The organism is Azospirillum oryzae, assembly GCF_900177515.1.
Taxonomy (GTDB): Bacteria; Pseudomonadota; Alphaproteobacteria; order Azospirillales; family Azospirillaceae; genus Azospirillum; species Azospirillum oryzae_A.
Window position 1 is genome coordinate 255,146 of the sequence record NZ_FXAK01000007.1, and the last position, 19,961, is coordinate 275,106.

Genomic DNA, 19,961 nt, shown 5'->3' on the forward strand with positions numbered 1-19,961 from the left:
AACATCTCAACAACCACGAGTCCCGGAGGCAACCGGGCTCGCCCCATCGGGAGAGTGCTGCAGCCATGTCTTATGAAACCATCCTCGTCGAGACCCGCGGCCCGGTCGGCCTGATCACGCTGAACCGTCCGAAGGCGCTGAACGCGCTGTGCGACCAGCTGGTGACCGAGCTGGGTCAGGCACTGGACGCGTTCGAGGCCGATTCGGCCATCGGCGCCATCGTCGTCACCGGGTCGGAGCGTGCCTTCGCCGCCGGCGCCGACATCAAGGAGATGGCCGGCTTCTCCTATATGGATGTCTACAACTCCAACTTCATCACCGCGAAGTGGGAGCGGCTTGCCAAGTGCCGCAAGCCGACCATCGCCGCGGTTGCCGGCTTCGCGCTGGGCGGCGGCTGCGAGCTGGCAATGATGGCCGACTTCATCCTGGCCGCCGACACCGCCAAGTTCGGCCAGCCGGAGGTCACCATCGGCACCATCCCCGGCGCCGGCGGCACCCAGCGCCTGACCCGCTTCGTCGGCAAGTCCAAGGCGATGGAGATGGTCCTGACCGGCCGCATGATCGACGCCGCCGAGGCCGAGCGTTGCGGCCTCGTCTCCCGCGTCGTCCCGGCGGCCGAGCTGGTCGAGGAGGCGGTGAAGGTCGCCACCAAGATCGCCTCGCTGTCGCAGCCGGTCATCGCCATGGCGAAGGAGGCGGTCAACGTCGCCTATGAATCGACCCTGGCCGAAGGCATCCGCTTCGAACGCCGCCTGTTCCATTCGACCTTCGCCACCGAAGACCAGAAGGAAGGCATGGCCGCCTTCGCCGAGAAGCGCCAGCCTGGCTGGAAGAATCGCTGAGTCGTCGACTCTCCCTCGACTCTGCCTGCTGAACCGTCCCCTGCATCTTGCGGGGGACGGTTCAGATCCCATCAAGATGTCGTTTAAGTACGATTAGTCAAAATCATCGGGCGACCACGCCTTGACTCGGGGTGCGCTGCCGCGTATAAGGCGCGCTCGCATCACGACAGCCGTGTCGTTCGGAGTAGGGTTTCCATGGCCAATCATAAGTCCGCTGAAAAGCGCATTCGTCAGACCGAGCGTCGCACGGAAGTCAACCGTGCCCGCATCAGCCGCATCCGTTCCTTCGTGAAGAAGGTCGAGGGCGCGATCCAGAGCGGCGACAAGTCCGCCGCCGCCGAGGCGTTCAAGTCCGCTCAGCCGGAACTGATGCGCGGCGTGTCCAAGGGCGTGCTGCACAAGAACACCGTGTCGCGCAAGCTGTCGCGTCTGTCGGCTGCGATCAAGGCTCTCTGATAGAGTCTTCATCCGCTGGTTTCAAAAAGCCGCGCCCGTGACTCGGGGCGCGGCTTTTTGCGTTTAAAGTAAATATGCGGATGCTCGACAATTGTCTTAGATTGTTCTTAGGGTCGCGTATGAGATTCGGGATCGGTCTTGTGGTCAAAGCGAACGTTTTTATCTTTTTGGGCCGTTCGCCATCTGTCCCATTGCCAGATTTCCGCGGCATGGTTAGACTTTTGATCCATTCGGCCGGGCGAATTGGGGTGATGCAACACTCTGTGTCCGGTTGAACACAGCAGTGAAATACTGAAGGTCTTACGCCGGATCAGGGCTTGTTGAGTCCCGGTCGTTCGCACGATCTTCTTTTACTTACAAGCTGTCGTGCTTGGGGCGGGATTTACGATCCCGTCGACTCTTGCGCGTGCTTTTTGGGTATAGTGTTCCGTTCGGGGTTATCCTCGCCTGGAGTCTTCCGGGCTGGACCAGATGGGCGGCTATTCCGGTTGCGGAACCGGTTGCGGGGTGATCCCGCGCCGCCACGGCGGTGGGGCCGGCCGGCGGAAGGAGCGGGAGTAAGGGAGCATGTCGGTCGGCGTGTCGTTGGATCAGCAGTGGGCGCGCATTCGCGGACGCCTGAAGGAAGAGGTGGGCGAGATCGCCTACCGGAGCTGGCTTCAGCCGCTGTCCGTCGCCAGCCTGGTCGGCGGCGAGGTGTGCATCGTCGTGCCCACGCGCTTCATGCGCGATTGGGTGCTGACCCACTATGCCGACCGCATCCGCGCGCTCTGGTCCGGCGAAAATCCGGAAGTCCAGTCGATCGACGTCATCGTCGCTTCCACCAATCCGCCGGCGGCGCTGGTCGCCGACAACGACGACCGTGATGATGGCCGTGATGACGGCCGCGACCATGCTCGCGCCGCTCCGCCCCCGCGCGGCTTCGAATCGCGAGCCGCCGACTCCCGTGGTGCCGACTCCCGCCCGGCTCCCCGTCCGCTGCCGCCGTCCTCCGCCGAACCGGCGCCGTCGACCGTCTACACCTCCGCCTCCTATGGCGGGGCGTCGGACGAATCGCCGAACGCCGTCCCGGCGATCCTGGAGGACCGCTCCGACCTGTCGGCCGCGCTCGACCCGCGCTTCACCTTCGAGAATTTCGTCGTCGGCAAGCCGAACGAGCTGGCCCACGCCGCCGCGAGGCGCGTCGCCGATGCTACCACCGTGACCTTCAACCCGCTGTTCCTCTATGGCGGGGTGGGCTTGGGCAAGACCCACCTGATGCACGCGCTGGCCTGGCAGATCCGCAAGAACGACCCGAACCGCAAGGTGCTGTACCTGTCGGCCGAGAAGTTCATGTACCAGTTCATCCGGGCGCTGCGCTTCAAGGACACGATGGCCTTCAAGCAGCAGTTCCGCTCGGTCGACGTGCTGATGATCGACGACGTGCAGTTCATCAGCGGCAAGGACTCCACGCAGGAGGAGTTCTTCCACACCTTCAACGCGCTGGTCGACCAGAACCGGCAGGTCATCATCTCCGCCGACAAGAGCCCGTCCGACCTGGAAGGCATGGAGGAGCGGCTGCGTTCCCGCCTCGGCTGGGGGCTGGTCGCCGACATCCACCCGACCACCTACGAGCTGCGGCTGGGCATCCTCCAGGCCAAGGCCGATGCGCTCCAGGCCAGCATTCCGATGAAGGTGCTGGAGTTCCTGGCCCACAAGATCACGTCGAACGTGCGCGAGCTGGAAGGGGCGCTGAACCGCATCGTCGCCCATGCCGAACTGGTCGGCCGCGCCATCACGCTGGAGACGACGCAGGAGGTGCTGCACGACCTGCTGCGCGCCAACGACCGCCGCGTCACCATCGACGAGATCCAGAAGCGGGTGGCGGAGCATTACAACATCCGCGTCGCCGACATGCATTCCGCCCGCCGCGCCCGCGCGGTGGCCCGCCCGCGCCAGATCGCCATGTATCTGGCCAAGCAGCTGACCGCCCGCTCCCTGCCGGAGATCGGCCGCAAGTTCGGCGGCCGTGATCACACAACGGTCATGCATGCGGTGAAGAAGGTGGAGGAACTGCGGACCACCGATCCGTCCTTCGCCGAAGATGTCGAGCTGCTGCGGCGCATGCTCGAAAGCTGACGTTCGTTCGGTCCACCAATCAACCGCCCAAGCAACCGCCCAAGCAACCGCGACGTGTCGCCACGTCGCTATCCCATCGCGCCGGGAAGTTTGCTAAGGTCCGCACGCACGGAATCTTTGCGGACGGCGTGGGTGTTGTGGTGGAAACGAATATTCTTGTCGTCGATGATTCCCTGTTCTTTCGCGACCTGATCCGGACAGATCTGGAAAGCAACGGTTACCATGTGTTGCTTGCGGAGGATGGCGCGCAGGCGCTGTCGCTCTACCGCAGCCACGACATCCACATCCTGATCACCGATCTGGAAATGCCGGTGATGACCGGGCTGGAACTGTGCTGGCATGTCCGGGCGGAGGACGACCAGCACCGCACCTTCACCATCCTGATGACCGGCGACACCGAGACGGCCCGGCGGATTGAGGCCTTCGATTCCGGCGCCGACGAGTTCCTGGCCAAGCCCATCGACCTGTCGATGCTGCGCGCCCGCGTCCGCGCCGGGGAGCGTATCACCCGCATGCACCGGGTGATGGTGGAGATGCTGCACACCGATTACCTGACCGGGGTGCTGAACCGCCGCTATTTCATGGAACGGCTGGAACAGGCCTACCGCGCCGCGAAGGAGACCGGCTCGCCGCTGGCGGTGGCGATGTTCGACATCGACCATTTCAAGACGATCAACGACACCCACGGCCACAGCAACGGCGACCTCGCGCTGAAGCGCTTCGCCGACCATTGCGCCGCCCGGCTGCCCGACGGCGGCTTCCTCGGCCGGCTGGGCGGGGAGGAGTTCTGCCTGTGTCTGCCTGCCGCCGACCTCGATGCGGCGCTGGCGTGCGTCGAGGCGATCCGCCGCTCCACCGCCGAACTGACGGTGGAAACCGGCAGCGGGTCCAGCTTCGGCTTCACCGTCAGCATCGGCATGTGCCTGGACCAGGACACCGTCTCGGTCAACGACTTGATGGCCCAGGCCGACGAGGCGCTCTATTTCGCCAAGCGCAGCGGCCGCAACCGCACCGTCCTGCGCGGCGCCGAAGGGGTGACGGTGAAGGCCCGCTTCTACGTGATGTAACCCTTTCTCTTTCCCCCTCATGTGACGGCTCTATGAAGTTTGGCGGAGCCGCGTCTTCCCCCATGGACGGACCGCTTTTGTCTAAGGCACACTTTCCACCTTAAACGGGGCGCCTCAAGCGTGGCCGGCACCCGTCCAAACGCCATTCAAGAGCCAGGGAGACCGGACGTCATGTCCAAGATCGAGCATGCTCAGACTGTTCATGGCCAGACCGAGTCCCAGCGGTCCAGCGCCGAGACCCAGCGCGCCGCGAAGAGCTTCACCCGCCGCCTGCTGCTGCAGAGCGCGGCGGCTGCCGCCGGCGTCGCCTCGGTCGGTCCCTTCGTCCTGCGCGAAGGCCGCGCGGCGTCGGGCACGGTGAAGATCTTCTCCTGGGCCGGCTACATCAGCCCGGACATGCTGGCCGATTTCGAGAAGAAGACCGGTGTCAAGGCGTCCCTGACCGAATACGGCACCAACGACGAGTTGCTGAACCAGTTGAAGGCCACCGGCGGCGCCGGCTTCGACATCATCCACCCCACCGTCGACCGCGTGCCGAACTATGTCGAATACGAGCTGGTACAGCCGCTCGACGAATCGAAGGTGAAGTGGGACGGCTGCCTGAAATCGTCGGTCGAGGGCTCCGCCGGTATGGGCGGCGTCGTCGGCGGCAAGCGCTATCTCGCCCCGGCCGACTGGGGGACGGAGGCGCTGGCCTACGACATGAAGAAGGCGCCGCTGAGCTACGGCACCGCCAGCTACGGCGACCTGTGGGCGCCGGCCAACGCCGGCAAGGTGACGGTGCGCGGCCATTCCTCGCTGATCGGCATCGCGCTTTGGCTGGAAAGCCAGGGCAAGCTGCCGCACCCCGTCCGCGACCAGTTCAAGGACGAGGCGAAGGCGCGCGCCAATTTCGACGCCATCCTGAAGGTGGCGGCGGAGAACAAGAAGTCGGTCGCCCAGTTCTGGACCAACGAGAACGAGGCCCAGGGCGCCTTCCGCACCAACGGCTGCGTCATCGGCCAGACCTGGGACAGCAGCGCCGTGGCGCTCCGCAAGGAAGGCCTGCCGATCCGCTTCGTGGCGCCGAAGGAGGGGGCCCTCGCCTGGATGGAAGGCTTCGCCATCCCGAAGAAGGCGGAGAACCTTGAGAACGCCTATGCCTGGATCAACTGGTTCTATACGCCCCAGGCCGGCGCGCTCTACACCAATCACTCCGGCATCTCCAGCACCGCCGTCGGCGCCGAGGCCCACCTGACCGAACTGAACAAGCAGTTCTTCGCCGACGCCTATCCCGGCGACGCGCTGCAGAAGCTGTGGTGGTGGCCGATCCAGGAGGCGTGGTACGTCTCCATCCGCAACGAGTACCAGGACCGCTTCCTGGCGGCGTGATCGGCATACAGCAGGGTACATGAGCCAAGACGTCCAACTCGACCACGTCACCATGCGGTTCGGCGACACCGTCGCCGTCCGCGACGTGTCGCTGACCATCGGGGCGGGGGAGTTCTTCAGCTTCCTCGGCCCCTCGGGCTGCGGCAAAACCACCATCCTGCGCATGATCTCCGGCTTCATGGAGCCGACCGACGGGGTCATCCGCATCGGCGGGCGGGACATGCGCGGGATCGGGCCGAACAAGCGGCCGACCGCGCTGATCTTCCAGAACCTCGCGCTGTTCCCGCTGATGACGGTGGCGGACAACATCGGCTTCGGGCTGGAGGTGCGCGGCGTGCCGTCGGCAGACCGCAAGCGCCGCGTCCGCGAACTTCTGGAGCTGGTGGCGCTGCCCGATACGGCGGACAAGCGGGTGACCGATCTATCCGGCGGCCAACGCCAGCGCATCGCCATCGCCCGCGCGCTCGCGGTGGAGCCGGCGGTTCTGCTGCTTGACGAACCGCTGTCGGCGCTCGACCTCAAGCTGCGCCAGCACATGCGCGCCGAGTTGCGCGAACTGCAGAAGCGCACCGGCGTCACCTTCATCTACATCACCCATGACCAGGGCGAGGCGCTGACCATGTCCGACCGCATCGGCGTGATGTCCCGCGGCGTGCTGGAACAGGTGGGCGACGGCAAGACCATCTACGACCACCCGGACACCGCCTTCGTCGCCTCCTTCGTCGGCGAGTCGAACCGATTCGCCGGCCCGGTTACCCAGGCGGCGGAAGGCTGGGCGGTGCTCGACACCCCCTTCGGGCCTCTGCGCGGCCGCAACCCGCGCGGACTCGGCCCCGGCGACCGCGCCACCCTCTATGTCCGGCCGGAGCGTCTGGCGCCGGGCGATAGCGACAACAGCCTGACCGCCCGCGTCAGTCACAGCGACTTCGAGGGCGCCTTCGTCAACGCGTTTCTCGACGGCGGCCTGACCGTGCAGATGCCGCATCTCGGCCAGGAGCCGGCCTTCGTCCCCGGCGAAACCGTGCGGCTGGGTTTCCGCGCCGCCGATGCGGTGGTGCTGCCGACGGCATAAACCGCAAACGAAAACGCCCCGGCCAACCGGCCGGGGCGTTTCGCATTGTCAAATCCGCAAGCGTCAGTGCGTCTGCTGGATCGCCGACAGCTGCCACTGGCCGCCGCGCGGGCGGACGAAGGTCCACAGCTCCGTCGCCTCGGTCGGCTGCGAAGCGTTGCCCTCGATCACCCGGCCGCTGGCGCGGTCCACCGTGACGTCGATCAGCGAGAAGCGCATGGCGACGGTGGCGTATTCCTGCGCCCCCTCGCGCCAGCCCTCGGCCAGATCGCCCTGCAGCAGGCGGACGTCGCTGACCTTGTTGACGACGCCGCGGTTGCGGTTCTCCGCCAGATCGTCGCCGAAGTAGGCGAACATCTCCGGCGTTGTCGCGGCGCGCAGCGCGTCGGCATCCTCGCGCCCATAGGCGGTCTGGACGGTGACGAGCAGCCGCTCGAACGCCTCGAAGTCGCTCGGTTGGATGCCGATCTCGTCGGCCGCCTGACGGCGCGGGGCCGGGCCGGCATTGCCGCCGCCCATTCCACCCACCGGGTTATAGCCGACATCCGCCGAGTCGCGGTTCATCTGTCCACCCTGCGGACCACCGGCATAAGCCGGCCGGTTCCCACCCAGCGGACCGCCGGACGCCGTGGTGTTGGCCGTCTGCGAGCGGTTGCGGAAGAAGCGCATGGCGAGGCGGACCAGGAAGACGACCAGCAGGATCTGCAGGAGGAAGCCCAGGATGCCGGAGAAGCTGCCCAGCCCGTCGAAGAAGCCGCCGCCGAACAGCATCGCGCCGATGCCGGCGCCGATCAGGCCGCCCATCAGGCCAGACATGAAGCCGCCGCCGAAGAAGCTGCGCGAGGGCGCCGCCGCCGGGGCGGTGGACCCGGGGCGCTGCATTCCCGGCGACGCCGCCGGGGCGGCGGAGCGCTCCATCGGCGAGACCGCGTTGGGCGCGGTGGAGGTGGCGGCCGGCGCCTCGGTCGTGCGGCTGCCGCGGCTGCCCGAAGAGCTGCTCTTGCCGGCGCGGGCGTCGGCGGTGCCGGCGGCCAGCGCCATCACCAGGGCAACCGCCACCGCCGTGGCGGAGCGGGCGCCCCGCTTGGTCTTAGAGGTGGCGGAAAGGCTCGAAGGTCGGGTCTTCTCGCTCATGATCGTGCTCGCTTGTCGCATCTGGTCTGTTGTCCAGCCTTGCCAGATGGGGGTGGTGCCGCCTCCGTTTAAGAGGCGGTCTCACTTTTTTCGAGCAACAATCAGCACGGCCGCCTAATCGGTCTCACTTTGCAGCGCATCGATGGCGCGCCGGTCGCGCTTGGTCGGCCGTCCCGCGCCCGGCGCCCGGTAGGGATCCTGCAGCCGCTCCTCCGGCACCGGCGGGGCGAGGTCCTCGTACAGCGCCTGGGCTTCCGGCGCCGGCCCGCGCCGGCTGCCCAGCGCCACCACCTTGACGACGCGGATGTGCCGCCCCTGGGCGAAGGTCAGCACGTCGCCCGGCTTCACCGACGCGTGCGCCTTGGTCACCACCGTCCCTGACAGCCGCACGCCCCCGTCGTTGCACAGCTTGGCGGCGAGGCTGCGCGTCTTGAAGAAACGCGCATACCAAAGCCACTTGTCGATCCGCAGCCGGCCGGGGGTGGTGTCTTCGGTGTCGGTCATCGCGGCACCTCCGCCCAGGATCCCCTCTCCCCCCCGCTCACGCGCAAACTTTGTTTGCGCTGACGCGACAGGCGGACCTCCGGTCCGCCGAAAGCGGGGAGAGGGTTAGGGTGAGGGGGGCGCGTGGCGTGAATTCTCGGGAAGGCACGCAGTGCATCCCCCTCACCCCGACCCTCTCCCCGGGGGGGAGAGGGAGAATAGGTGCTGATCGATTGTGCGTTCATTCCACCCCCTCAAAAAACCAGTTCACATCCTCGAAAGCTGCCGCAGCTTGGCGAACGGGTGGTCCTCGTTCGTCGGCTTCTCCCGCCGCTGCCGGTTCGCCTGCTGCTGCCTGGGTGGCCGCTTCCGCTTCCAGGCCACCGTCCCGTCCTCGGCGACGATCCGCACATAGCCAAGCCCGGTCAGCACCGTCCCCAGTTCCTCCGCCGACAGGCCGACGCGCTGGCCGAGCGCCACCTCGCGGATCGGCGCATTGGCCTTGGACGCGGTCAGCAGTTCCGTCTCCAGCCGGTCGAGCATGTCGACGCGCAACGCCCGCCCGCCGGCCAGCGGATAGCCAATGGCCTCCCAGAAGGCAGGCGGCGCGCCGCCCTCCTTCACCGGTGGCGCCTCCACCGACACGCGGCCGGGCGGCGGGATCGGCACCGGCAGCGGATGCCCCTGCGCCACCGCCCACAGCAGCCCGCGCAAACTGACCGCCGCCGGCTTGGCCAGCGCCGTCAGATAGAGGTGCGACACCCCCAGCCGGACGCCCAGCCTGGTCAACGCCTTGCGGTCCTCGCGCTCCAGCCGCTCCACCATGTCGGCGACCGGCGCGCGCGGCAGCACCCCCAGACCCTCGACCAGCTGGAAGACCAACCCGCGCCCCGCACCCGACAGCCCCTCGGCGGCGGACAGCGCGAACAGCGGCTTCAGCCGGGCGGCGATGTGGTCCTTCAGCCAGCGGTCCAGCCGCGCCCGCACCCGCTCGCGCTGGGCCTGATCCAGCATGCCCTCGTCGAACGGCACCACCAGCGGTGCAAGCACCGACGGCCCGGCGGCCAGCCGCGCCACCGGCAAATTGTCGGCGCTCAGCACCCCGTCCGGCCCCAGCGCAAAGACGTCGTCCGGCTCCGCCTCGAAGGCGCGCAGCCGCTTGGCGAGTTCGTCGCGCAACGCCCGCCGCGCAGCGGTCAGCAGCGACTTCGCCTCGTCGGAGCGGTCGGGCGCGTCGGGGACGAAGCGGAAGCCCTCCAGCCGGCCGACGACATGCCCCTCCACCACCACTTCGCCGTCGGCCCGCACGCCGCCCAGCAGCGACCGCCCGTCCTTCAGCGTCCGCGACAGCGTGGCGGAGCGGCGGTCGATGAAGCGCTGGGTCAGCCGCTCGTGCAGGGCGTCGGACAGCCGGTCCTCGATGGCGCGGGTGCGTTCCTGCCAGTGCAGCGGGTCCTTCAGCCAGGTTGGCCGGTTGGAGATGTAGGTCCAGGTGCGGATATGGGCGATGCGGGCGACCAGCGCGTCGATGTCGCCCTCCGTCCGGTCGAGCCGGGCGATCTGCTTCGCCACCCAATCGTCGTCCAGCCGGCGCAGCGGCCCTCGCAGGCTGCGGAAGACCTGGGCCAGCAGCTTGGTGTGGGCATCCGACAGCACCTTGCGGAAATCGGGGACCTGACAGACCTCCCACAGCAGCTTCACGGCGTCCCGGCCGCGGGCGAGGTCCATGATCTCCGGGTCGCGCACCAGCGCCTGCAGCGCCAGATGGTCGTCGGCCTCGCGCACGCGCGACAGCTCCTGGATCGGCGCCCGTTCCTCCAGCGATTTCAGCAGGAAGCCCGGCGTGTCGAAACGCAGGTCGCTGTTGCGCCAGGACAGCGTCTTGACCGTCTCGAACTCGTGGTTCTCGACGCGGTTGACCAGATCGGCGTCCAGTTCTCCCACCTCGTCGGTGGTGCCGAAGGTGCCGTCGCGCATGTGGCGCCCGGCGCGGCCGGCGATCTGCGCCACCTCGGCGGGACGCAGGCGGCGCGGGGCGAAGCCGTCGAACTTGACGATGCGGGCGAAGGCGACATGGTCGACGTCCATGTTCAGCCCCATGCCGATGGCGTCGGTCGCCACGAGATAATCGACCTCGCCCGCCTGATAGAGCTCGACCTGCGCGTTGCGCGTGCGCGGGCTGAGCGCCCCCAGCACCACGGCAGTGCCGCCACGCTGGCGCCGGATCATCTCGGCGATGGAATAGACGTCGGTGGCGGAAAAGGCGACGACGGCGGAGCGCGGCGGCAGGCGCGTCAGCTTCTTGTAGCCGGCATAGGTCAGCTGCGAGAAGCGTGGCCGGCTGATGAACTCCGCCTTCGGCACCAGCCGGCGGATCATCGGCTGCATCGAATCGGACCCCAGCACCATCGTCTCGACCATGCCGCGGGCGTTCAGCAGCCGATCGGTGAAGATGTGGCCGCGCTCCGGGTCGGCGCAGAGCTGGATTTCGTCCACCGCCAGGAAATCGACGGCGCGGTCCAGCGGCATCGATTCGACGGTGCAGACCCAGTAGGACGGGTTGGGGGGCAGGATCTTCTCCTCCCCCGTCACCAGCGCGACCGCGTTCCGGCCCTTGATCGAGACGATGCGGTCGTAATTCTCCCGCGCCAGCAGGCGCAGGGGAAAGCCGATCATGCCGGACCGGTGACCGAGCATGCGCTCGATCGCCAGATAGGTCTTGCCGGTGTTGGTCGGCCCCAGCACGGCGACCACACGGCCCCCCCGCCCGAGACCGCCGCCCGCCGAAGCGTGAGAGGACGTCATGGGGTTAAGCTTTGGGGTGCGAAGGCCCGCAATGCAAGCGACGGCTTGTCTTTTGCACCTTCTGTCCCGTCCCAAAAAAGACAAGGGCCGCCGAAGGGGGATTCGGCGGCCCATGGTCTCACGGCGGCTGCGTTGGGGGGCTTGGGGTCGCCGCCGGGAGTCTGTCTGTTACGTCACTGCTTGGGCTGCTCCTGCGGTGCCGGCGCCGGACCCGGTCCCGGGCCCTTGCCCGGCCCCATTCCACCCGGACCCATCCCGTGATGGCGCGGGCCGTCATGGTCCCAGCCGCCCGGGCCACCCATATGGCCGCCATGGTGGCCGCCCATCCGTCCGCCCATGCCGCCCGGACCCTGGTTCAGCATGCGGTCGGCCTGCTTCTGCTGGTCGGGCGTCAGCTGGGCGTAGAGGTCGGTCAGCGCCGGGCGGACGGTCTGGATCTGCTGCAGGTGGGCCTGCATCATCTGCTCGGCCCGCTCCAGGCGCTGCGGCAGGGCGGCAGGCCGCGGGGCGTCCTTGAACTTGACGCACAGATCCTGCGTCGGCTTCAGGCTGGAGCGGGCGGCGTCGGCGAACTTGGTCCAGGCGGCGCGCTGCTGATCGGTGATGTTCAGCTTCTTCTCCGCATAGGCCAGCTTGCCGGCCAGACGGGCTTCCTGGTCCTCGCACATGCGGGCGAAGTGGCGGTCGGGTCCGCCGGCGCCCGGACCCATGCCAGGACCGCCGGGCTGCGGACCACCCTGGGCGAAGACCGGAACGGCCACGCCGAGACCGGCGACCAGCAGGGCGGAGGTCAGAAGGGCGCGTTTCATGGTGTCGACTCCTCAGTGTTTGGTGCTGTCTAAACCCCGGATGGAGGGGGCTTATTCCGTTGGGACCTTGCCGGCTGGATCGCCGCCGCTGTCCCGATGACCAGACAATGGGCGCCGAACGTTGCGGTCGAATGTCCGCAAACCGGTCATTTGGTAACAGAGTGTAACCGCCGGCCGTCCCGTAACCGGGCGTTACACATTTCCCCTTCACCCCCGACGCGCCTCGCCCGATCATGGAGCCATGGACCGCACGCCCCACCTCCTCGTCGTCGACGACGACCGCGAAATCCGCTCTCTCGTCGCCCAGTTCCTGACCAAGCACGGCTATCGTGTCACCGGGGTCAGGGACGGGGCGGAGATGATGCGCACGCTCGACGGCGCCCGCGTCGACCTGATCGTCCTCGACCTGATGCTGCCGGGGGAGGACGGGCTGTCGCTCTGCCGCCGGCTGCGCGCCACGCCGCAGACGGCGCAGACCCCCGTCATTATGCTGACCGCCATGGGGGAGGAGACCGACCGCATCGTCGGGCTGGAGATGGGCGCCGACGACTACCTGGCGAAGCCCTTCAGCCCGCGCGAGCTGCTGGCCCGCATCAAGGCGGTGCTGCGCCGCGTCTCCGCCCCGCCGGTGGCGGGCGCCCCGGCGGCGGCCGGCACGGTGCTGCGCTTCGAAGGCTGGTCGCTCGATCTGACCAAGCGGGAGCTGCGCTCGCCCGACGGGGTGCTGGTCCAGCTGTCGGCCGGCGAGTATGACCTGCTGGTCGCCTTCGTCGAGCATCCGCAGCGGGTGCTGACCCGCGACCAGCTTCTCGATCTGGCGCGCGGGCGGTCGGCGGTTCCCTTCGACCGCTCCATCGACGTGCAGGTCAGCCGGCTGCGCCGCAAGATCGAACCCGACCCGGCCGAACCGACGCTGATCAAGACGGTGCGCGGCGGCGGCTATCTCTTCACCCCGACCGTCGGCAGCGGCGGACTGGCATCGTGACCACCCGGCCGGAAGAGATGACGGCGAAATCCAGGCTGGCCCGCCGCCGCAGCCTGCGCCGCCTGCGTCTGGGCTTCCCCGACAGCCTCGCCGCACGCATCGCCCTGACGGTGGTGCTGGCGCTGCTGCTGACCCAGGCGATCAGCGCGCTGGTCTATCTGACCGACCGCAGCGAGGGGCCGCCGATCCACGGTCCCAACGTGCTGATCCAGCGCATCACCGCCATCGTCCAACTGGTGGAAAGCACGCCGCCGCCGGGTCGCGAGCGGGTGGTGCGCGCCATCGACGATCCGGTCCTGCGCGTCGAATGGCGCCCCGATCGCCCGCCGCCGCTGGCGCCCGACGCCATTTCCAGCGGCCGGTTCGACGGGCTGAAGCGCCGGCTGCGCGAGTCGCTCGACACCGCCGACCGCAACATCCTGGTCGAGGTCCAGCGCCCGCCCCGTGACGACCACCAGCATCCTCCCTTCATGGGCGGCGACGAGCCGCGGCGCTGGGGGCCGCATGTCCGGCTGTCGGTGCGGCTCGGCGACGGGTCGTGGCTCAGCTTCACCGGCGGCGATCCGCTGGCCGGTCCCTTCGGCATCGTCCGCTTCCTGTTGTGGATGGGCGCGATCGCCGCGGTGATCCTGCTGGTGTCGCTGCTGGCCGCCCGCCGGGTGACGGCGCCGCTGGCCAATTTCGCCGCCGCCGCCGAACGGCTCAGCGTCGACGGGCAGGCCGATCCGTTGACCGAGGAAGGCCCGCGCGAGCTGCGCGCCGCCACCCGCGCCTTCAACCGGATGCAGGCGCGGCTCGCCCGCTTCGTCGCCGACCGCACCCAGATGCTGGCGGCGATCAGCCACGACCTGCGCACGCCGATCACCCGCCTGCGCCTGCGCGCCGAGCTGGTGGACGATCCGGAGATGCAGCGCCGGATGCTGGCCGACCTGGACGAGATGGAGGCGATGATCTCCGCCACGCTGGCCTTCGCCCGCGACGACGCCCAGCGCGAGCCGCGCGGCCGCTTCGACCTCGCCGACCTGCTGCAGAGCCTGTGCGACGACCGCGTCGATGCCGGCCACCGCGCCCTCTATGACGGCCCGGCCCATGTGGTGGCGGAGGGCCGTCCGGTGGCGCTGCGCCGGGCGCTGGCCAACCTGATGGACAACGCCATCAAGTATGGCGGCGGCTTCACCGTCCGGCTGGAGTCCGGTCCCGACGGCGCCGGCCGCCAAGCCCTGATCCACATCGACGACGACGGCCCCGGCATCCCGGAGGCGGAGTTCGAGAAGGTCTTCGCTCCCTTCTACCGGCTGGAGCGCTCGCGCTCCCGCGACACCGGCGGCGTCGGTCTGGGCCTGTCCACCGCCCGCAGCATCATCCGCGGCCATGGCGGCGACGTGACCCTGGCCAACCGCGGCGAGGGCGGCCTGCGCGCCACGGTGACGCTGCCGCTCTGACCTGCCAAGTACCGCAAAGAAAAAGGGCCGCTCCATCGGAACGGCCCTTCTTTTTCTACCCCGCGACCGCTTAGTAGCGGTAGTGGTCCGGCTTGTAGGGGCCGGCGGCGTTGACGCCGATATATTCGGCCTGCTTGTCGCTGAGGACGGTCAGCTTGGCGCCGATCTTGTCCAGATGCAGGCGGGCGACCTTCTCGTCCAGGTGCTTGGGCAGGACGTAGACCTTGTTCTCGTAGTTGGCGGCGTTGGTCCACAGCTCGATCTGGGCCAGCACCTGGTTGGTGAAGCTGGCGCTCATCACGAAGCTGGGGTGGCCGGTGGCGCAGCCGAGATTGACCAGACGGCCCTGGGCCAGGACGATCAGGCGCTTGCCGTCGGGGAAGACGACCTCGTCGACCTGCGGCTTGACCTCTTCCCACTTGTAGTTGCGGAGAGCCTCGATCTGGATCTCGCTGTCGAAGTGGCCGATGTTGCAGACGATGGCGCGGTCCTTCATGGCGCGCATGTGGTCGAGCGTGATGACGTCGACGTTGCCGGTCGCGGTGACGAAGATGTCGCCCAGCGGCGCCGCCTCGTCCATGGTGATGACCTGATAGCCTTCCATGGCGGCCTGGAGCGCGTTGATCGGGTCGATCTCCGTCACCATGACGCGGGCGCCCTGCGAGCGCAGGCTGGCGGCCGAGCCCTTGCCCACGTCGCCATAGCCGGCGACCACGGCGACCTTGCCGGCGACCATGACGTCGGTGGCGCGCTTGATGCCGTCGACCAGCGACTCGCGGCAGCCATAGAGGTTGTCGAACTTCGACTTGGTGACGCTGTCGTTCACGTTGATGGCCGGGACCTTCAGCGTGCCCTTCTTCATCATCTCATAGAGACGATGGACGCCGGTGGTGGTCTCTTCCGACAGGCCGCGGACGCCGTCCAGCATCTCCGGATACTTGTCGTGCATGATCTGGGTGACGTCGCCGCCATCGTCCAGGATCATGTTCGGGGTCCAGCCATCGGGGCCGCGCAGCGTCTGCTCGATGCACCACCAGAACTCCTCCTCCGTCTCGCCCTTCCAGGCGAAGACCGGGATGCCGGCGGCGGCGATGGCGGCGGCGGCCTGGTCCTGCGTCGAGAAGATGTTGCAGGAGGACCAGCGCACGGTGGCGCCGAGCGCGGTCAGCGTCTCGATCAGCACGGCGGTCTGGATGGTCATGTGCAGGCAGCCGACGATGCGGGCACCGGCCAGCGGCTTGGAATCGCCGAACTCCGACCGCAGGGCCATCAGGCCCGGCATCTCGGTCTCGGCGATGGTGATCTCCTTGCGGCCCCAGCTCGCGAGGCTGATGTCCTTGACCTTGTAGTCCGTGAATTCGGCGGCCATGAGGGATGACTCCTGGTGGGCGGTGATGGTTGGGGCCGGCCGGTTCGAATCCCCGGCCTTGCCGCTGTAATTTGCCAAGGGTGTATCAGCGGCATCGGAACCATGCAAGCATAAAGATATCTTTATGTTTGTTGGGTAGGGTGATGAGAGATGCCGTCCTCGGTCGTTTGTTCGCTTTACGTTCCTATCTGCCGCGGCTAAGCTGCGGGCATGGACGAGATACGGCGATCCCCGATCAAGGGCCGCGGCGCGGTCAGCAACGCCACCGGGCGGTTCGAGCGCGAGACCCGCGTCCTGACCGACGATGGCTGGACCGGCTATGCGGAGAGCGGGAACGAGGCGCTGTCCGATCCGGTCCGCACCATTGTCTCGCCGGCCTCGGCCAAGTCGATCATCACCAGCAACCAGTCGCCCGACATCCCCTTCGACCGGTCGGTGAATCCGTACCAGGGCTGCGAGCACGCCTGCATCTACTGCTTCGCCCGGCCGACCCATGCCTATCTCGGCCTGTCGCCGGGGCTGGATTTCGAGACGAAGCTGTTCGCCAAGCGCAACGCGGCGGAGCTGCTGGCGAAGGAACTGCGGGCGAAATCCTATGTCTGCCAGCCGCTGGCGCTGGGGGCCAACACCGATCCCTACCAGCCCGTCGAGCGGACGGAGGGGATCACACGCCGCGTGCTGGAGGTCTGCCGCGAGTTCAAGCAGCCGGTCAGCATCATCACCAAATCGGCTCTGGTCCTGCGCGATCTGGACATCCTGGCGCCGATGGCGGCGGAGGGGCTGGCGTCGGTCGCGGTCTCCGTCACCACGCTGGACCGCGATCTCGCCCGGGTGATGGAGCCGCGGGCCAGCACGCCGCCGCGCCGGCTGGAGGCGATCCGCGCCCTTAGCCAAGCCGGGGTGCCGGCGGCGGTGCTCGCCAGCCCGATGATCCCCGCGCTGAACGACCATGAGCTGGAGGCGATCCTGGAGGAGGCGGCGGAGGCCGGGGCGAGCGCCGCCAGCTATATCCTGCTGCGCCTGCCGCTGGAGATCGCCGGTCTGTTCGAGGAATGGCTGCGCGTCCATGCCCCCAACCGCGCCGACCGCGTGCTGAGCCTGATGCGGCAGAGCCGCGACGGCGCGCTCTACCGCTCCGGATTCGGGACGCGGATGAAGGGCACCGGCCCTTACGCCGAGCTGCTGCGCCATCGCTTCAAGCTGGCCTGCAGGAAGCACGGGCTGGGCGACCGGAGCTGGCAGCTCGACTGCAGCCGCTTCCGCGTGCCGCCGGCCGCCGGGGACCAGCTGTCGCTTCTGTGAGAGGCGGGGGGTGGAACAGCGTGGAACAGGGATCCGGGTGGTGTTTCATCCCTTGATGCCTACCGGCGCCAGGAGAAGGCGCCGGCGGCGCGGCGGCTCACCGGGCCGGGGTTGAGGTTGGGGTAAGGTTCGTACTGGTTAACGGTCCAGGGGAAGACACCCTTGGGGCCGGCGGCTTCCGGCCGGGCCAGGACGGCGGCGATCATGGCGGGATCGGGCGGCGTGCGCTCGCGCAGCGCACCGGGAATGTCGTCGTCGAGTTCGGGAACGGTGACGGCGGGGGGATCTTCGGGGCGGGGCGGCTGCGGCCCGGCATTTGGGATGTCCCTGGGCGGGATGTCCCTGTGGGCGTTCCTCATGGTCTCCCGGCCTGAGGCGGCGCCGGGAATGAGCCCCAGCCGCTCGGCCAGCCAGCGGACGGTGGTGGGGTCGCCGGCCGACACCAGCCGTTCGATCTGCTCGGCCACCAGGGCGCGCAGCGAGGACAGGCGCAACTCGGCCTCGCGGTTCAGCGCCTCGCGTTCCCACCACACGCGCAGGCGGAAATCCTTGGAGCCGTAATAGGCGCGCCACAGCGTGGTGCGGCTGCAGCCCATGGCGCGGGCGACCTGAAGGAAGCTGTTGCCGCGGGCCAGCATGCCGGCGGCCATGATCCACTGTTCCTCGTGGAACTGCGATCCGGGGACCAGCGAGCCTTCGGCGGGAACCGGCGGCTCCTCCGCCCAGCAGGGGAAACGGTCGTCGTTCAGGGTGCGGGGATCGACGGGCATGGGGCGGCTCCGCAGGAATGAGGGGTCTGCGGAAAGTTTATAGGAATAGTTTCAGATTGCGGAGACTTTATGCAAATGCGGTCGCTGACCGGGGAGGTCGCGGCGTCCGGGGCAACATTTCCACGGATGTCACGGATGCAGACACGGATGACACGGATTTTTTGGTCTTGCGGACGCTTCGGCTTCGACCGGAAGCCATGGCTTCGGAACGCCGCATCCGTGACATCCGTGTCTTAATCCGTGACATCCGTGTCGATCTTGCCCGCCATCTCCGCGGCTTGGCGTCAGGACCGGCGGATCGTCTTGCCCCAGGGCGGCAGCGGGGCGGCGGTTTTCTGCCCGGAGGACGACAGCGCCGACAGCGAAAGGCGACCGGTCGCCAGCATCGCCATCACCAGGGCCGGATGGGCCGGACCCGCCGCGGCGGCGGTGTCGTGGGCGGCCTGATCGGGCTCGGCCGACTCGTCGTTCAGCGCCTCGTTGATGCGGGCGAAGGCTTCGATGTCTTTGATGTGCAGCATGGTCCGTGCCCCTCGGCTTCGACATTTGTGCGTCGCAGCAAAAACGAAGGTAACAGCTCTGCCCTCGAATGGTCTCACGTGCGGCGCTTTGACGCGGCCCTTTTTCTAACGGGCCGGTTCGCGAACGGCCAGCATAAGCCCGAAGCCGATGACGAAGAAAGCCAGAACCGTCGCCATGCCGGCGCGCTGGCTGTCGAAGGCCTGGGTCGCCAGCCCGAACAGCAGCGGCCCGAAGAAGCCGACGAAGCGGCCGGTCAGGCCGTAGAGCCCGAACATCTCCCCCGCCATGCCGGGCGGGGCCAGCCGTGCCATCATCGACCGCCCGGCCGCCTGCGCCGGCCCGAAGAACAGCCCGAGCCCCAGCGCGAAGACCCAGAACCACAGCCGCTCGGTCGCCAGCAGCAGCGGCAGGCCGCACAACGCCATGCCGGCCAGTGCGATCAGGATCACCGGCTTGGCCCCCGCCCGGTCGTCCATCCAGGCGAAGCCGATGGCTCCCGCCCCGGCCACCACGTTGAGCGCGATGGCGAAGACCAGGATTTCCTCGAAGCTCATGCCGAAGGTGCCGGCGGCGAAGATGCCGCCGAACATGGTGATGGTGTTGATGCCGTCGCGGTAGAAGGCGCTGGCGACCAGGAACCGCGCCACCTCGCGGTAACGCCGGACCTGACGCAGCGTGGCGATCAGCGTCGCCACCCCCTCGCGCGCCGCGCGGATCAGGCCGTGGCCGGTGGACGGCTCGTCGGGCACCCAGAGGAAATAGGGCAGCGCGAAAATGCCGTACCAAGCGGCCGCCAGCAGCGCGGTGGCGCGGACATTGGCCTGCGGCCCCCAGTCTGCCCACTCCATCCCGAACAGGCCGAACAGCGGGGCCGGCGCCTTGACGAAGCCGACCAGCGCCAGGACAAGGCAGGCCAGCCCGCCGAAATAGCCGATGCCCCAGCCCCAGCCCGACACCCGGCCGATCAGCCGCGCCGGCACCAGACCCGGCAGGGTGGCGTTGTAGAAGACGTTGGCCAGTTCGAACGACACGGTGGCGACCACCACGCAGGCGAGCGCGAACATGGCATCCGACGGATCGGGACGCACCCACCAGAGGGCGGCGGTGAAGAGGACGGTGACCAGCGTGAACAGCGCCATCCACGGCTTGCGCCGCCCGGCCCGGTCGGCGATGGCGCCCAGCACCGGGCTGAGCGCCGCGATGGCGACGCCGGCCACCGTCATGGCGGCACTCCACCGCGCGGTGCCCTCGACCGAATCGCCGACGACGCTGCGGCCGAAATAGACCGCGAAGACGAAGGTGGTGATGATGGTGTTGTAGGCCGAATTCGCCCAGTCGTAGAGGCACCAGGAGGCGATGGCGCGGCGGGAGGGGGCGTCGGGGGAAGGGGCGTCGGTGGTGGCTTCGGTCACGC

General features: G+C 68.2%; 17 protein-coding genes. 9 read left to right on the forward strand and 8 right to left on the reverse strand.

The window, feature by feature from the left end:
- The first annotated feature begins 65 nt into the window (after positions 1-65).
- The 6 genes from B9N97_RS13695 (at position 66) to B9N97_RS13720 (ending at position 6,926) form a co-directional block, all read left to right on the forward strand.
- The gene (locus tag B9N97_RS13695; protein ID WP_085087295.1) at positions 66-842 is read left to right on the forward strand and encodes an enoyl-CoA hydratase; all 777 of its coding nucleotides are present in this window, start codon (positions 66-68) and stop codon (positions 840-842) included.
- A gap of 195 nt (positions 843-1,037) precedes the next feature.
- A complete protein-coding gene (gene rpsT / locus B9N97_RS13700; RefSeq protein ID WP_085087297.1) occupies positions 1,038-1,298 on the forward strand; it encodes a 30S ribosomal protein S20 in 261 nt (86 codons plus the stop codon).
- A 567-nt stretch (positions 1,299-1,865) separates the two neighbouring features.
- Positions 1,866-3,416 carry a chromosomal replication initiator protein DnaA gene (dnaA, locus tag B9N97_RS13705; protein ID WP_085087300.1) on the forward strand — a complete coding sequence of 517 codons (1,551 nt, stop codon included), beginning with the start codon at positions 1,866-1,868 and terminating at the stop codon, positions 3,414-3,416.
- Between the two features lie 140 nt (positions 3,417-3,556).
- On the forward strand, positions 3,557-4,483 hold the full coding sequence (locus tag B9N97_RS13710; RefSeq protein ID WP_143266707.1) for a GGDEF domain-containing protein: 927 nt from the start codon (positions 3,557-3,559) through the stop codon (positions 4,481-4,483).
- Between the two features lie 171 nt (positions 4,484-4,654).
- Entirely contained in the window at positions 4,655-5,854 is a 1,200-nt protein-coding gene (locus tag B9N97_RS13715) for an extracellular solute-binding protein (protein ID WP_208621219.1), read from the forward strand.
- Between the two features lie 19 nt (positions 5,855-5,873).
- Positions 5,874-6,926, forward strand: a complete 1,053-nt coding sequence (locus tag B9N97_RS13720) for an ABC transporter ATP-binding protein (protein WP_085087305.1) — start codon at positions 5,874-5,876, stop codon at positions 6,924-6,926.
- 63 nt (positions 6,927-6,989) lie between these two features.
- Here B9N97_RS13720 and B9N97_RS13725 read toward each other — a convergent pair whose 3' ends face one another.
- The 4 genes from B9N97_RS13725 to B9N97_RS36750 form a co-directional block, all read right to left on the reverse strand.
- Positions 6,990-8,060: a Tim44 domain-containing protein gene (locus B9N97_RS13725; protein WP_085087308.1), complete on the reverse strand. Its 1,071-nt coding sequence runs from the start codon at positions 8,058-8,060 to the stop codon at positions 6,990-6,992.
- A 114-nt stretch (positions 8,061-8,174) separates the two neighbouring features.
- Positions 8,175-8,564: an RNA-binding S4 domain-containing protein gene (locus B9N97_RS13730; protein ID WP_085087311.1), complete on the reverse strand. Its 390-nt coding sequence runs from the start codon at positions 8,562-8,564 to the stop codon at positions 8,175-8,177.
- 246 nt (positions 8,565-8,810) lie between these two features.
- Positions 8,811-11,348, reverse strand: coding sequence for a helicase-related protein (locus tag B9N97_RS13740; protein ID WP_085087321.1), 2,538 nt, complete (start codon positions 11,346-11,348; stop codon positions 8,811-8,813).
- A gap of 173 nt (positions 11,349-11,521) precedes the next feature.
- Positions 11,522-12,157 (reverse strand): Spy/CpxP family protein refolding chaperone, encoded by a 636-nt coding sequence (locus B9N97_RS36750; protein WP_085087324.1) that lies wholly within the window; start codon positions 12,155-12,157, stop codon positions 11,522-11,524.
- Positions 12,158-12,398: 241 nt separating this feature from the next.
- Between B9N97_RS36750 and B9N97_RS13750 the strand changes: the two genes are divergently transcribed.
- Both B9N97_RS13750 and B9N97_RS13755 read left to right on the forward strand, forming a co-directional pair.
- Entirely contained in the window at positions 12,399-13,142 is a 744-nt protein-coding gene (locus tag B9N97_RS13750; RefSeq protein WP_085087326.1) for a response regulator, read from the forward strand.
- Positions 13,139-14,584, forward strand: coding sequence for an ATP-binding protein (locus tag B9N97_RS13755; RefSeq protein ID WP_348520087.1), 1,446 nt, complete (start codon positions 13,139-13,141; stop codon positions 14,582-14,584). The genes B9N97_RS13750 and B9N97_RS13755 overlap by 4 nt, the downstream gene beginning before the upstream one ends.
- A 70-nt stretch (positions 14,585-14,654) precedes the next feature.
- On the opposite strand, the gene ahcY is transcribed toward B9N97_RS13755, so the two are convergent.
- Entirely contained in the window at positions 14,655-15,953 is a 1,299-nt protein-coding gene (gene ahcY / locus B9N97_RS13760) for an adenosylhomocysteinase (RefSeq protein ID WP_085090569.1), read from the reverse strand.
- A gap of 210 nt (positions 15,954-16,163) precedes the next feature.
- Here ahcY and B9N97_RS13765 point away from each other — a divergent pair, with 210 nt between their 5' ends.
- Positions 16,164-17,255 (forward strand): PA0069 family radical SAM protein, encoded by a 1,092-nt coding sequence (locus tag B9N97_RS13765; RefSeq protein ID WP_085087330.1) that lies wholly within the window; start codon positions 16,164-16,166, stop codon positions 17,253-17,255.
- A gap of 59 nt (positions 17,256-17,314) precedes the next feature.
- On the opposite strand, the gene B9N97_RS13770 is transcribed toward B9N97_RS13765, so the two are convergent.
- From B9N97_RS13770 to B9N97_RS13780, 3 genes are all read right to left on the reverse strand, one after another.
- Entirely contained in the window at positions 17,315-18,025 is a 711-nt protein-coding gene (locus B9N97_RS13770; protein WP_085087332.1) for a helix-turn-helix domain-containing protein, read from the reverse strand.
- Positions 18,026-18,309: 284 nt separating this feature from the next.
- A complete protein-coding gene (locus B9N97_RS13775; protein ID WP_085087335.1) occupies positions 18,310-18,546 on the reverse strand; it encodes a hypothetical protein in 237 nt (78 codons plus the stop codon).
- A 105-nt stretch (positions 18,547-18,651) separates the two neighbouring features.
- Entirely contained in the window at positions 18,652-19,959 is a 1,308-nt protein-coding gene (locus B9N97_RS13780; RefSeq protein WP_085087337.1) for an MFS transporter, read from the reverse strand.
- Positions 19,960-19,961 lie beyond the last annotated feature (2 nt).